Source organism: Acinetobacter sp. SA01, from assembly GCF_011319235.1.
Lineage (GTDB): Bacteria > Pseudomonadota > Gammaproteobacteria > Pseudomonadales > Moraxellaceae > Acinetobacter.
This window is the reverse complement of the sequence record NZ_WXXM01000031.1, coordinates 1-12,911: the sequence shown is the minus strand read 5'-3', so window position 1 is coordinate 12,911 and position 12,911 is coordinate 1. Positions and strand designations below refer to the sequence as shown.

Annotated in this window: 17 protein-coding genes, 2 pseudogenes and 1 riboswitch; of the genes and pseudogenes, 4 read left to right on the top strand and 15 right to left on the bottom strand. The window is 41.0% G+C overall.

The genetic code is table 11. The features are described from left to right. Positions 1 to 119: 119 nt before the first annotated feature. The 8 genes and pseudogenes from GTU69_RS16410 to GTU69_RS16375 form a co-directional block, all read right to left on the bottom strand. Entirely contained in the window at positions 120 to 413 is a 294-nt protein-coding gene (locus GTU69_RS16410; protein ID WP_166172103.1) for a type II toxin-antitoxin system RelE/ParE family toxin, read from the bottom strand. Beyond that, complete coding sequence (locus GTU69_RS16405) at positions 403 to 648, bottom strand: type II toxin-antitoxin system RelB/DinJ family antitoxin (RefSeq protein ID WP_166172101.1); 246 nt, start codon at positions 646 to 648, stop codon at positions 403 to 405. The genes GTU69_RS16410 and GTU69_RS16405 overlap by 11 nt, the downstream gene beginning before the upstream one ends. Before the next feature lie 261 nt (positions 649 to 909). After that, positions 910 to 1,323, bottom strand: a pseudogene (locus GTU69_RS16400) (NAD(P)-binding protein); the annotation flags it as partial. Between the two features lie 152 nt (positions 1,324 to 1,475). Continuing rightward, complete coding sequence (gene trxB, locus GTU69_RS16395) at positions 1,476 to 2,423, bottom strand: thioredoxin-disulfide reductase (protein WP_166172099.1); 948 nt, start codon at positions 2,421 to 2,423, stop codon at positions 1,476 to 1,478. A 19-nt stretch (positions 2,424 to 2,442) separates the two neighbouring features. After that, positions 2,443 to 3,147 (bottom strand): arsenical resistance protein ArsH, encoded by a 705-nt coding sequence (gene arsH, locus GTU69_RS16390; RefSeq protein WP_166172097.1) that lies wholly within the window; start codon positions 3,145 to 3,147, stop codon positions 2,443 to 2,445. Positions 3,148 to 3,157: 10 nt separating this feature from the next. Next, complete coding sequence (arsB, locus tag GTU69_RS16385; RefSeq protein WP_166172095.1) at positions 3,158 to 4,198, bottom strand: ACR3 family arsenite efflux transporter; 1,041 nt, start codon at positions 4,196 to 4,198, stop codon at positions 3,158 to 3,160. An 11-nt stretch (positions 4,199 to 4,209) separates the two neighbouring features. Next, positions 4,210 to 4,680 carry an arsenate reductase ArsC gene (locus tag GTU69_RS16380; RefSeq protein WP_016165434.1) on the bottom strand — a complete coding sequence of 157 codons (471 nt, stop codon included), beginning with the start codon at positions 4,678 to 4,680 and terminating at the stop codon, positions 4,210 to 4,212. A 6-nt stretch (positions 4,681 to 4,686) separates the two neighbouring features. Next, the gene (locus GTU69_RS16375) at positions 4,687 to 5,007 is read right to left on the bottom strand and encodes a metalloregulator ArsR/SmtB family transcription factor (RefSeq protein ID WP_166172093.1); all 321 of its coding nucleotides are present in this window, start codon (positions 5,005 to 5,007) and stop codon (positions 4,687 to 4,689) included. Positions 5,008 to 5,193: 186 nt separating this feature from the next. On the opposite strand from GTU69_RS16375, the gene GTU69_RS16370 reads away from it, so the two are divergent. Beyond that, on the top strand, positions 5,194 to 5,649 hold the full coding sequence (locus tag GTU69_RS16370; RefSeq protein WP_166172091.1) for a universal stress protein: 456 nt from the start codon (positions 5,194 to 5,196) through the stop codon (positions 5,647 to 5,649). Positions 5,650 to 5,727: 78 nt separating this feature from the next. Here the strand turns inward: GTU69_RS16370 and GTU69_RS16365 are convergent, their stop codons facing one another. From GTU69_RS16365 to GTU69_RS16345, 5 genes are all read right to left on the bottom strand, one after another. Next, entirely contained in the window at positions 5,728 to 5,967 is a 240-nt protein-coding gene (locus tag GTU69_RS16365; RefSeq protein WP_016165431.1) for a thioredoxin family protein, read from the bottom strand. A 19-nt stretch (positions 5,968 to 5,986) separates the two neighbouring features. Further along, entirely contained in the window at positions 5,987 to 7,006 is a 1,020-nt protein-coding gene (locus GTU69_RS16360) for a permease (RefSeq protein WP_166172089.1), read from the bottom strand. After that, positions 7,007 to 7,294 carry a metalloregulator ArsR/SmtB family transcription factor gene (locus GTU69_RS16355; RefSeq protein WP_166172087.1) on the bottom strand — a complete coding sequence of 96 codons (288 nt, stop codon included), beginning with the start codon at positions 7,292 to 7,294 and terminating at the stop codon, positions 7,007 to 7,009. 123 nt (positions 7,295 to 7,417) lie between these two features. Next, positions 7,418 to 7,852 carry an arsenate reductase (glutaredoxin) gene (gene arsC / locus GTU69_RS16350; RefSeq protein WP_166172085.1) on the bottom strand — a complete coding sequence of 145 codons (435 nt, stop codon included), beginning with the start codon at positions 7,850 to 7,852 and terminating at the stop codon, positions 7,418 to 7,420. Between the two features lie 81 nt (positions 7,853 to 7,933). Further along, positions 7,934 to 8,863, bottom strand: a complete 930-nt coding sequence (locus GTU69_RS16345; protein ID WP_166172083.1) for a cation diffusion facilitator family transporter — start codon at positions 8,861 to 8,863, stop codon at positions 7,934 to 7,936. A 157-nt stretch (positions 8,864 to 9,020) separates the two neighbouring features. On the opposite strand from GTU69_RS16345, the gene GTU69_RS16340 reads away from it, so the two are divergent. After that, a complete protein-coding gene (locus tag GTU69_RS16340; protein WP_166172081.1) occupies positions 9,021 to 9,248 on the top strand; it encodes a hypothetical protein in 228 nt (75 codons plus the stop codon). Between the two features lie 248 nt (positions 9,249 to 9,496). Here GTU69_RS16340 and GTU69_RS16335 read toward each other — a convergent pair whose 3' ends face one another. Together GTU69_RS16335 and GTU69_RS16330 are read right to left on the bottom strand one after the other, a co-directional pair. Then, positions 9,497 to 10,951 carry a SulP family inorganic anion transporter gene (locus GTU69_RS16335; protein WP_166172079.1) on the bottom strand — a complete coding sequence of 485 codons (1,455 nt, stop codon included), beginning with the start codon at positions 10,949 to 10,951 and terminating at the stop codon, positions 9,497 to 9,499. Positions 10,952 to 11,197: 246 nt separating this feature from the next. Continuing rightward, on the bottom strand, positions 11,198 to 11,407 hold the full coding sequence (locus GTU69_RS16330; protein ID WP_166172077.1) for a hypothetical protein: 210 nt from the start codon (positions 11,405 to 11,407) through the stop codon (positions 11,198 to 11,200). A 197-nt stretch (positions 11,408 to 11,604) separates the two neighbouring features. Further along, positions 11,605 to 11,672, top strand: a riboswitch (Fluoride riboswitch). Positions 11,673 to 11,788: 116 nt separating this feature from the next. On the opposite strand from GTU69_RS16330, the pseudogene crcB reads away from it, so the two are divergent. Both crcB and ppa read left to right on the top strand, forming a co-directional pair. Next, positions 11,789 to 12,169, top strand: a pseudogene (crcB, locus tag GTU69_RS16325) (fluoride efflux transporter CrcB). A gap of 35 nt (positions 12,170 to 12,204) precedes the next feature. Then, the gene (gene ppa / locus GTU69_RS16320) at positions 12,205 to 12,729 is read left to right on the top strand and encodes an inorganic diphosphatase (RefSeq protein WP_166172075.1); all 525 of its coding nucleotides are present in this window, start codon (positions 12,205 to 12,207) and stop codon (positions 12,727 to 12,729) included. The last annotated feature ends 182 nt before the right edge of the window (positions 12,730 to 12,911 follow it).

The following is a 12,911-nucleotide window of genomic DNA, read 5'->3' as shown; positions in this document are numbered from 1 at the left end:
CGAAATCTAAATCCTGTACTTGACTTGGAAATGTCTGTATAGGACATTTCTATTTGGTTTTAAGGTAGGACATTTCTACTTAGGAATAACACAAAAATGGGAGCATACAGCTCCCATTTTCAGTCTTTTATCCGTTTTTTTGCTTCATCATAAACAATGCTATCAGCTCGTTTTCCAACGGTAATTAGCAAAATAACTACCTGATCATCTTTGACCTGATAAACAAGTCGGACACCAGCTTTTAATAATTTGATTTTATAGCAGCCTGCAAGATCACCTTTAAGCATATTCTTTGGAATATGTGGTTGCTCTATTACCTTAGCTAATTTTTTCTTGAATTGATCTCGTATAGCACTAGGAAGCTTTTCCCATTCTGAAGTGAAGTCCTTATGACGTAAAAGCTTATAAGTCATCTAATGTGACTTCCTCGAACATCTCTTTAGGATCATTAATACGTTTGCGAACAAGAGCTAATAAATCAGCATCTTCCTCTGAGAGTAAAGCTTTCTGTACTGGAAGCTTTCCAGTCGTAGCAATATATTCAAGAATATTAGTAAAGAACTCAGTAGGTGCAATTCCTTGTTCTTTTAGTATGGAATAAGACTTTTCTTTAAGGGCTTCATCGACCCTGAAATTAACAGTAGCCATCACTTTTCCCATGTATTGAATGCATGAGAATATTGTAATGCAATATGCATTACAAAGATAGTCCGTATAATCGCCATTATGTTAAATAGGCGAAAAATACTGTACTTTAATGGCTGTTCAAAATAGCTATAGGTCATAAAATGAAATGGTCTAAATTAATTGATTTCAATGAACAATATTTACAACGTGGTTATCTTTTAAAATTCAAAGCTCATTATCCATTTGAAGAAGAAGTAATCATGATGGTATGTGAAGGTGGATGACCGAATCAATCATAACAATATCGCCTAGGCCGCCAATCGGCTGATCTACAGTACGACCTTCGAGTTGTGCCTTTAAACGCTCCGTGGCGCGTAAAAACAAGATACGTCCATCAACATCATCAGCTAGAAATTAATGATAACGTTGTTCATATTGCTGTATGTATTCAATCACTTCATGACGAGTCGGATAGGTTTGTTCTGTCCCTGGCATCATCCAGCCCGGTAAGGAAATCCAGCTATTCGGTGAAAACAGTCGCAAAGAATCCCATGTATGTAGCCAGGCACCGCCTGCCTGCGGCTGTTCGTCTAAAATGATAAAAGACAGACGATTGCGTTTCAAAAAATAAGCTGTAGCTAATGCTGCTTGCCCCCCACCAATGATGATCACGTCTGTTTCTGTTGTTATTGACATTTTTTCTTTCCCATAACTTCATTATTATCAAAAGTATATATCTATCTTGATCGTTGTACCCAATAAAAACCCAATATCAGGTTTAACTGATATTGGGCATGGGCAGCACTATCTCTCTATATTAGAGGGTAGATAAAATGAGAGTATTACTTCTACAAGTTATCAAGGTACTTTTCAGCATCCAGTGCCGCCATACAACCTGAACCAGCCGAAGTAATGGCCTGACGGTATACGCTATCTGCCACATCACCGGCAGCGAAAACACCAGGAATAGAAGTCGCAGTGGCATTACCCGCTGTGCCGCTTTGTACCTGAATATAACCGTTGCGCAGTTCAAGCTGACCTTCAAACATACTGGTATTTGGCTTATGGCCAATGGCAATGAATACACCTTGCACATCAACGTCCTGGGTGGAACCATCCTGTGTCGATTTTAAACGTACACCAGTGACACCGGTATTATCTCCCAGTACTTCATCCACTTGATGATTCCAGACGATGCTGATCTTGCCTTCTTTTTCTTTTTCGAAGATATGATCTTGCAGTATTTTTTCTGAACGCAGGAAGTCACGACGGTGCACCAAAGTTACATGCTCCGCGATGTTAGACAAATACAAGGCTTCTTCAACCGCTGTATTACCGCCACCAACCACCATGACTTTTTGGTTTTTATAGAAGAAGCCATCACAGGTCGCACAGGCACTGACACCTTGACCCATGAAGGCCTGTTCAGATTCCAGGCCAAGATATTGAGCGGTTGCACCTGTTGCCACAATCAGGGCATCACAGGTGTATTCTTCCATATCGCCTTTAAGGACAAATGGACGGGTATTCAAATCCACTTCATTGATATGGTCATAGACCAGTTCAGTACCAAAACGTTCGGCATGCGCCTGCATACGTTCCATTAATGCCGGACCGGTTAAGCCTTCAGGATCACCTGGCCAGTTATCGACTTCAGTGGTGGTGGTCAATTGACCGCCGAGTTGCATACCTGCAATCAGCATAGGTTTTAAGTTGGCACGTGCCGCATATACCGCTGCACTATAACCGGCAGGACCAGAACCTAAAATGATGAGTTTTGAATGGCGTGTTGACATTTTTATATTCTCTAACAGATTAGATGTTACGTTGATTGACACGCTTAGACAGCTCTTCAGCCGATTCCTTACGCTCCGAGTAACGATCCGTGAGGTACGCGCTTTGTCCACGGGTCAGCAAGGTGAACTTATACAGTTCCTCCATCACATCGACAATCCGATCATACAAAGACGACGGTTTCATGCGTCCTGCTTCATCAAATTCCAAAAAGGCCTTGGGAATGGAAGACTGATTCGGAATCGTAATCATCCGCATCCAGCGCCCCAAGATTCGCATTTGGTTGACGCTATTGAAAGACTGTGACCCACCACTGACTTGCATGAGCGCTAATGTTTTGCCCTGTGTGGCACGAATGGCTCCCGCTGCCAGTGGAATCCAGTCAATTTGCGCTTTAAAGATCGAACTCATCGAACCATGCCGTTCAGGTGAACACCAGACCATGCCTTCGGACCAAGCCAATAGTTCATGCAGTTCTTTGACTTTAGGATGTTCCAGATCGCCATCTTCGGGCAAAGGTAAACCTTTGGGATGAAAGATTTTTACTTCACAGCCAAACCGCTCCAAAATCCGGCCTGCTTCCATCACTGCAAGACGACTGTACGAGCGTTCTCGGTTTGAGCCATACAGCAATAACGTCCGTGGGGGATGGGTCAGTTCTTTGGCTTGTACCTCAGCAAATGTAGGCGTTGGCAAAAGATCAGATTCAAGATTTGGGAGTGTCATATTCTGCCTCTTAACTATTTGGATAATATTTTTTCTTCAGCCATAAAGATACGCTGACCAGCGCAATCAGCACCGGCACTTCCACCAAAGGCCCAATGATCGTGGTAAAGGCAATCGGAGAAGCCAGACCGAAAGTCGCGATGGCTACTGCCAAGGCCAACTCAAAGTTATTGCCTGCCGCGGTAAAGGAAATCGCTGTGGTTTTTGGATAATCGTTGCCCATCCATTTACTCATAAAGAAGCTGACAAAGAACATCAATACAAAGTAAATGGTCAATGGAATTGCGATCCGCAATACATCCAAAGGTAAACTCACCACATCAGCGCCTTTTAGACTGAACATCGCCACAATGGTGAACAGCAAAGCTAGCAAGCTGAGTGGGCCAATTTTTGGCAGGAATTTCGTTTGATACCAATCCAGACCTTTGGCTTTGACCAAAGAAATACGGGTCAGGAAGCCCATCAGAAACGGAATGCCTAGGTAGATCAATACCGCGTTGGCAATGGTCCAGAAATCGACATTGATCACATGACCTTCCACCCCAAAAAATGGTGGCAAATAAGTCAGGAAGAACCAGGCATAACTACTAAAGAAAACAATCTGGAAGATACTGTTAAACGCCACCAGTGCGGCACCGTATTGGTTATCACCACAAGCCAGGCCGTTCCAGATTAGTACCATCGCAATACAGCGTGCCAAACCGATCAGGATCAGGCCGGTCATGTATTCTGGATAATCACTGAGAAAGACGATGGCCAGCACAAACATCAGTACCGGTGCAATCAGCCAGTTTTGGATTAACGATAAAGCCAAAGTTTTTTTATCGTGAAACACCTGTGGCAGTGTCGCATAGTCCACTTTAGCCAAAGGCGGATACATCATCAAAATCAGGCCAATCGCAATCGGCAGGTTGACTGAATTGACACTCATGGCATCCAGTGCAGTCGATGCTTGTGGAAACACCACCCCAATCGCAACACCCAATGCCATGGCCACAAAGATCCATAGCGTCAGGTTGCGATCTAAAAAGGATAATCCTTGTTTAGACATAATGTGCTCGATTAAATATGAGAAATTTTATTGATTTCAGCAATGAGCTCAGGACGGCTCAAATTTTTTGCATCTAAAGCGAAGAACGCGTCTAAACGTTTATTGATGTGATCCACTGTGGTTAAGAATGCCTGTAATTTTTCTTCTTCAGGTAAGTCCAGGTGTGAAGGATCAGATAAGCCCCAATGTGCCTTGATTGCGCCACCCAAATACAATGGGCAGGCTTCCTGTGCAGCTGAATCGCATACCGTAATCACGACTTCTGGCTCATATTGCTCGCAGGCATCAATGGTTTTGCTCGATAAGCCTTCGGTAGATAAACCCAGATTCTGCAAGGTTTTAATCGTTAAAGGATGCACCTGACCTGATGGTTTGCTGCCCGCACTGTAAGCGATCCAGCCTTCTGGCGCACGGCTGTTAAACAGAACTTCAGAGAGAATGCTGCGGCAACTGTTACCGGTGCACAAAAATAAAAACTTCATAAAAACTTACTCGCAATGGCTCTGAATCGGCAGAGCAGATGTGGGAAGGGAAATCGGAGATTGACTGTGTTTGAGAGCATCCAGAATTTCAAAACACCACGCCGGTAATTGCGGATTGATGCTGTAATACACCCACTGACTTTGACGACGGTCATTCAACAAACCACAAGAGCGCAACAAAGCCAAATGCCGTGAAATCTTGGGTTGGCTCACTTGCAATTTGTCCGTCAGATCACAGACGCATTGCTCTTCATTTTCAGCAATCAACATGACAATACTGAGACGTGTCTCATCGGATAAACATTTAAAAAACTGAACGTGGTCCATAGCTGCTCCCATTCTGTTATGCAAATATATACATATCCACATATACAGTAAATAGTATAAGTTAAAAATGATAAAGGAAGGATTATAATGTGGTTTGAAAGAGGTCAATTTAAAAAATTGTCCGCTTTTCTCGGCTGTGTTATGAAAAAGAAAATTTTAACGATTAGAAAATTTAAGGAATATCGAATGACTGATAAAAATATTTTAGTGCCGATTGACGGTTCTGATCAGGCACTTGCAGCAGTCAGAGAGGCCGCTATTATGGCAAATGCCCTGAACAGCAAGCTGATTGTCATCAGCATTGTCGAAGAAAATCCGTTTGCCAATACCGATTTTTATTACTTCGGTGCAGACGCAACGACCATGAAAGCATTTTTTGATGAAGCGTGTGGCAATGCAACAAAGGCCTTGGCCGATGCACAAAAACTTTCGGTCGATTCAGGTGCACGTGAGGTTGAAACCAAACTCGTTAAAGCTGAAGTGTCTGCACAAACCATTGTCAATGTCGCTGAAGAACTCGCTGCTTCGTTGATTGTGATGGGATCACATGGGCGTAAAGGCATCCAGAAACTGGCTTTAGGCAGTGTGGCTGAAGAAGTATTAAAGTTGTCCCAAGTACCCGTATTAATCGTTAAGCAATAACTGACCTGATGTCGGTTCACTCCATAAAAAACCAGTAGTCTAAGCTACTGGTTTTTTTAAATAAAATGCATTTTTGGCTTATTTGTTTTTCTCAATCAGTTCCGCTACGGCTTGAGCTTCCAGCACTTTACCGCTCGATACGATTTTATTATCAATGATCAGACCAGGAGTGCTTAACAAACCGGTTTCAGCAATCTTCATCATATCAGTGACATATTCAATGTCCGCTTGCACACCCGTGCTTTGGACCGCTTCTTCTGTTGCCGCCAAGAGTGCCTTACATTTACGGCAACCTGTACCTACGACTTTAATTTGCATGTTTTATTCTCCAAACGTTTTATAAAAACCAGTAACCAAAACTATTTAAACTGTAGCCGATGACCAAAATCCCGACAAATACGATCCCAACAAACAGACTCAGTAAAGGAAGTTTCACCACCTGTTTTAACAGGATCAGGGATGGTAAGGAAAGCGCGGTCACCGCCATCATAAAGGCCAACACTGTACCTAACCCTACACCTTTGCCGACCAACGCTTCAGCAATCGGCAAGGTGCCAAAGATATCCGCGTACATCGGTATACCCACGACCGTAGCGATTAACACAGAATACCAGTGTTCCTGGCCGAGTAAGGCGGTAATCCATTGTTCAGGAATCCAGTTATGAATCGCCGCACCAATACCTACCCCAATCAACACGTACAACCAGACCTTGCTAAAAATTTCTACTACTTGCTCCCAAGCGAACTCGCGTCGCTCTTTCACAGTCATACTGAAATCCTCGTCTCCCTGAATGGCACCATTGTGGGTGACAAACTCAGCGACATACTTTTCCATTTTTAAGTAACTGATCAAGGAACCACCCAGTACGGCTAACACCAAGCCTAAGAGCACATAGACCATGGCAATTTTCCAGTTAAAGATACTGGCCAATAAAATAATTGAAGCTAAATCCACCAGAGGAGATGAGATTAAAAATGAAAAGGTTACTCCAACCGGTAGCCCTGCACGGGTAAAACCAATAAACAGCGGAATGGAGGAACAGGAACAGAATGGTGTAATCGTCCCTAATAAAGCCCCCATGATATTGGCTTTAATTCCAGTCATTCGACCTAAAATTTGTCGGGTACGTTCCGGCGGAAAGTAACTTTGGATATAAGACAGACTATAAATGAGGACGGATAACAGAATAAAAATCTTAAAAACGTCATAGATAAAAAAGTGAATACTGCCACCCAGCCGGGTTGCGACAGATAAACCGAATACATTTTCGACCAGCCAGCGCACACCCTCTGACAGCCAGGTCATTTTGAGTAGGGCATTATTCAACCAAACAAAGAGGGCAACTATTTGGTCCATTTAAATCTCCTGGTCTTTGGAAAATAATAGTGCTTGTGTAAATAAATACAGTTCTTGAGCACGGATGGGATTCAGTGAATAGCGTATCCAGCGTCCGTCTTTTCTTCCTTTGACCAGACCCGATTCAGTCAAACACTTCATGTGATGCGATAAAGTAGACTGGGTAATGGCAAGATTTTGCAACAATTCGCATGCGCAACATTCCCCTGTCTGTAGCATCTGTAATATCTTGAGACGGGTAGCATCCGTCAAAACTTTATAAAGAGAAGTCGCTTGTTCATGATCCAATTAAGATTTTCCATAACATACTTATAATATTGAGTATCCAGATTATATTGATATCCGTCAATGTATTTTTTTATGTAAAAGAAAAGCCCAACAGAGTTGAGCTTTTCTTCAGTGAATAATGCTTTATTTTACGCGATTGCCCTGTTCATCAATGATGACTTCACCATCTTCTTTGGCAAAAGCTTTTAATTGTGGCAAAGGCAGGATGTCTAGCACTACTTCCGATGGACGGCATAAACGTGTTCCGAGATCCGTAACTACCAGTGGACGGTTAATCAGGATCGGATGCTCAAGCATTGCATCAATCAGTTTTTCATCCGTCCAGCTTGCATCATCCAGATTCAGCTCAGCATAGGGCTCGACATTCTTACGTAACACTTCACGAACGCTTAAGCCAGAATCCTGAATCAGTTTGATTAACTGATCTTTTGAAGGGGGGGTGACCAGATATTCGATTACTTCAGGTTCAATGCCCGCATTACGAATTAAAGCCAGGGTATTACGTGAAGTGCCACAGGCAGGGTTATGATAAATCTGAACTTTTGGCATTTGATCCATGAGAGTTATCCCTTAAAAGAATAGCTGCTTTATATATGAATATCCGAATATGCGCAATATGAAATATATAATTCTGAGAATTTATTTCAACAAGGATTGGCTAGAAGTATAATGTGGTTTAAGTTTCATTTCACAACCTTCAGCATAAGCGATCGATTCCAGCTGTACCGTCACATGTTTGAGATCAAAATGATGATGTAAAGCTTCGGTAATTTCTGCAAGTAAGGTATTCGCAGTTTGTAAGTTGTCATCATAAACCACATGCACCGTGAGTGCATTTTCCAGGGTACTCATACTCCAGATGTGTAAATCATGCAGATCGACAACGCTCGGAATATTGAGTAAGCTGTTTCTTACTTCCACAAGGTTAATCTGATCTGGCACACCATCAAAGAGCAAGTGTAAGGATTGGCGGAACAAAGAAAATGTTCCCAAAATAATAATAATGGCGATAATCAAACCTACCACAGCGTCAATCCATAACCAGCCCTGCCATAAATATAAGGCCCCCGCGACCACTACGCCGACCGAAACAACGGCATCTGCCGCCATATGCAGAAAGGCACCTTTGATATTCAAATCATGCTGACTGTTTTTAAGAAACAAAAGGGCGGTGCTCAAATTCACTACGACACCGATTGCAGCGACGATCATAACAGTGATCGCTGCAACAGGGCTGGGAGACTGAATCCGTTGTATAGATTCCCAGCCTAGAGAAAACATCGCAAAGAGGATCAGCACGGCATTAGTAAAACTGGCCAGAATTGAGGCTTTTTGCCAACCATAAGTATGGCGCCGATTGGCGTGAATACGCGCTACGCTATAAGCAGCCCATGCCAGTAGTAATCCACCGACATCGGTTAAGTTATGGCCCGCATCCGCTAGCAAGGCCATGGAGTCTGTTTGCCAGCCATAGAATGCTTCAATTAAAACAAATCCGAGATTGAGTACGATACCAATCGCGAATGCAGTCCCATAATGTGCTGTGTCATGATGGTGAGAATGAACCATGCGTAAAAGTCATCCAAAGAGATTCTATTTTATCAGGAGGATTCAAGCGGCAATAGGACTGAATGGTAGATTAATACATGAATATGCAAATGTAGCGGCAATTGATGAAATAAATTAAATTCTCTATTAGATCTTTGGTCATAAGTAAAGATTGTAAATGAGTGTTAAGTCAATTAGAAATGATGATGACTTAAAAACAGCATTTATCCGCCTGGAAAGTATTTTTCAGGCTGAGGAAGGCACGCCAGAAGCTAATGAAAGGGAAATGCTAGTGACATTGATTTCAGCATATGAAGATAAATATTACCCAATTGATGATCTTGTATCTTATAAGGAATTGACGGTAAATAATTTTGATCGTGATATGTTGATGGATCTTCTTTAAAATCCACGCCTTGCAAATGATGCAATGAAAAATCTAATGGGTTTTTTGGATAAAAATTGAAGTTTTACGGTACTCATCACAAATAATGAGCGTGGAACTTGATAATTCATAAAAAAAACTATTCGGGCTAGAATGGGCTGTTAAGTTTAGATTATATCACTGAAATTAAATAATAAAATATTAGCATTTCGTATAGGGTGTATTACGTTGATTTTAGAGATTCTACATAAACGTAGAATCTCCTGAACTTAGATTCTGGCATGTGTTCCATATTTATCAATCATAATAGAACTTGCTTCATTTAAGCCACGCACAGTGACATTCACACCATTCTTCTGAAATTTATTAACAACAGAATCGAGCATGGCAACAGATGTTACATCCCAAATATGGGAGTGAGTTAGATCAATAATTACATCCTTAACGTCCTCTTTAAAGTCAAAACCTTGCATGAATTTTTCAGAAGAACTAAAGAAGATTTGACCTCTCAAATCATACAAACGGGCCGTTCCCTCAAAAGATGCTGTCACATGGATATCATTTTCAAGTTTATTCGCTAGGAATAAGGCTGAAAGTAATACGCCTGTTAACACACCCAAAGCCAGGTTATGTGTAGCAACAACCACAATCACCGTCGCAATCATGACGATATTACTGCTCTTAGGATTATCTTTTAACTGGGTGATAGAACTCCATTCAAAGGTACTGATAGAGACCATGATCATTACCGCTACCAATGCAGCCATTGGAATCACTTTGAGCCAGTCGCTGATAAATACAACTAGAATAAGAAGAAAAATACCAGCAGAGAATGTTGATAAGCGTGTCAGACCGCCAGATTTTACGTTAATCATAGATTGACCAATCATCGCACAACCAGCCATCCCCCCCATAAAGCCAGAAGCAATATTCGCAATCCCTTGTCCCTTACATTCCTGATATTTATCACTTGGCGTATCTGTCATTTCATCCACGATGGTTGCTGTCATCATCGATTCAAGTAAACCTACAGCCGCCAGTGCGACTGAATAGGGCAAAATAATCATCAATGTTTCAATATTCAAAGGAATATTTGGAATCAGGAACATTGGAAGTGTGTCAGGTAACGACCCCATATCGCCCACAGTTCGTACATCAATTCCTAGAGCGATTGCCAGTAATGTGATCGCAATGATGCAGACAAGTGGAGAAGGGAGTAATTTTCCTAATTTGGGAACCAAAGGGAAGAGATAAATAATCGCCAGACCTAAAGCAACCAGAACATATACATGCCAGGTCACATTAATTAGTTCAGGCAACTGAGCCATGAAAATTAAGATCGCTAACGCATTTACGAATCCAATAACTACAGATTTAGATACGAACCGCATTAACTTGGCGAGCTTTAAATAGCCTGCCATTATTTGAATTACACCCGTCAAAATTGTTGCTGCAAGCAGGTATTCAAGCCCATGCTCTTTGACTAAAGTAACCATGAGCAGTGCCATAGCCCCTGTAGCTGCTGAAATCATAGCTGGACGACCGCCTACGAAAGAAATCACGACAGCAATACAGAAGGATGCGTATAGACCGACTTTAGGATCTACACCTGCAATAATTGAAAATGCGATGGCTTCAGGGATGAGTGCAAGACCAACGACTAATCCGGCAAGTATATCCCCACGGATGTTAGAGAACCACTGTTCTCGGACATTAGATAACATAAACATAGCCTGTTTTTTAATTTTTCAGATAGGCTAGTGACGTGATATATACAACACACAAGCGACTACACCACATCACTAGACAGTGATGAGTTATTTACAGATTTAAGACGGTAAATAAACTTAAGGTGGCGTAAGTGTCATAAGAGGAAGGAACTTTTTAGAGTAAAAATCAGGACAAGGGTAACAGCTAGGTACTTTTTTATAAAGCCTGGATGTATATCCAAGCTTTATTTAATCTGTATTTTATAAAGCTTTTAGCTCCCCAAGTAATTGGCCTATTTCCAAACGTGTATAGCCACGTTCTTTAAAGATCAAAACAATAGCCTGTTTATAATCTTCAGAAGTAGCCGTTTTATATTTATTAATTAATTGCAGCTCAGCATTAAACTGAAGGTCATTTTTGATCGTCAATACTTCCGTAGAGACTTTATTAAAAATCTTGAAATTAAACATACAGGTGCTCTTTATCAATATTGTAGCGGCCCGACTACAACAAACACCTGCCTTAGCTTAGCTAGACACCCTTTCCGAAAAGATTATAGCAGAAATGAAAAATTTCAAGTTTTACTAAACTAAAGATAAAAATCGTTAGGCTTACATATTTTAATAATACAAGACTGTTGAATTAATTGATTGTTTTCTGAATAATAGTGATCAAAGGAGATGGCTATCCTCCTTACACAAACCGCCAATTCTGGCTGATGATACCTACGTTTCCCTCAAGCAGGGTACGTAGTCGCTTGCTCTGCTTTTACAAAATGGAGCTACGCTATGTTTTCCCGTCATAAAATCGTTTATTTATATATCTCTTGCTGCTTATAACTAGGAGCAGCGATGTATCTCTCTCTTTTATCAATTGCTCTCGGTTCTGTAATTGGTGCCTGGCTTCGTTGGGGCATAAGCGTAAGATTTAATAGAGTCTTTGAAAATATTCCCCTTGGGACAGTGATTGTTAACTTAATCGGTGCTTTCATTATCGGCTTTGCTGTATCATTTTTTTCAAATAGCTCAATAAACCCGAATTATAAATTATTCGTTGTCACGGGCTTCTGTGGTGCATTAACTACATTTTCTACTTTCTCAATAGAAGTCGTTGAATTGTTGCAAAGTTCAAAATTGTAATATGCCATTTCAACCATAGCAATTCATGTGATTGGTTCATTGATATTCAGTCTTTTAGGAATATTTACGTACCACTTAGCAACCACACATTAAAAATTTAAACTCAAAATAGTAAAAGGTAAAAAATCATGAGCTTTCAAAAAGTTAAAGTAGGTATAAATCCACCAGATGACTTCTACAGCATCATTGAAATTCCTGCAAATGCAAAACCAATCAAATATGAAGTGAATAAAGAATATGATGCTTTATTGGTGGATCGCTTTCTAAGTACAGCAATGTCATATCCATCTAACTACGGTTATATCCCTCAGACATTAAGCGAAGATGGTGATCCATTAGATGTGTTTGTAATAGCTCCACATGCTGTTGCAGTAGGCTCTGTGATCCGTAGCCGACCTGTCGGTGTAATGTACATGGAAGATGAAGCCGGTATAGATGCAAAGATTATTGCAGTGCCACATTCTAAGCTGACACCACTCTACAACGATATTAAAGACCTAAGTGATTTTCCACAGCTTCAACTAGAGCAAATGAAGCACTTTTTTGAACATTACAAGGATTTAGAACAGGGTAAATGGATGAAATTTAATGGTTGGGGAAATGTTGAAGAAGCTAGAACTGAAATTCTAAAATCCATCCAAGCCTACAAATAATTTGAATAAAAAAGACCTCAGATTTGAGGTCTTTTTTACTCTATTTAACATAATGTACGTTATACGAAACAGACCTGTAAGCCCAAAGTAAAAATGTCCGGTTTCTCCAAAGTAAAAATGTCCGCTTTTAGAATACGCACTTTTGCGATTATCGAAGCGGACGGTTTGATATGTTGGTGTCT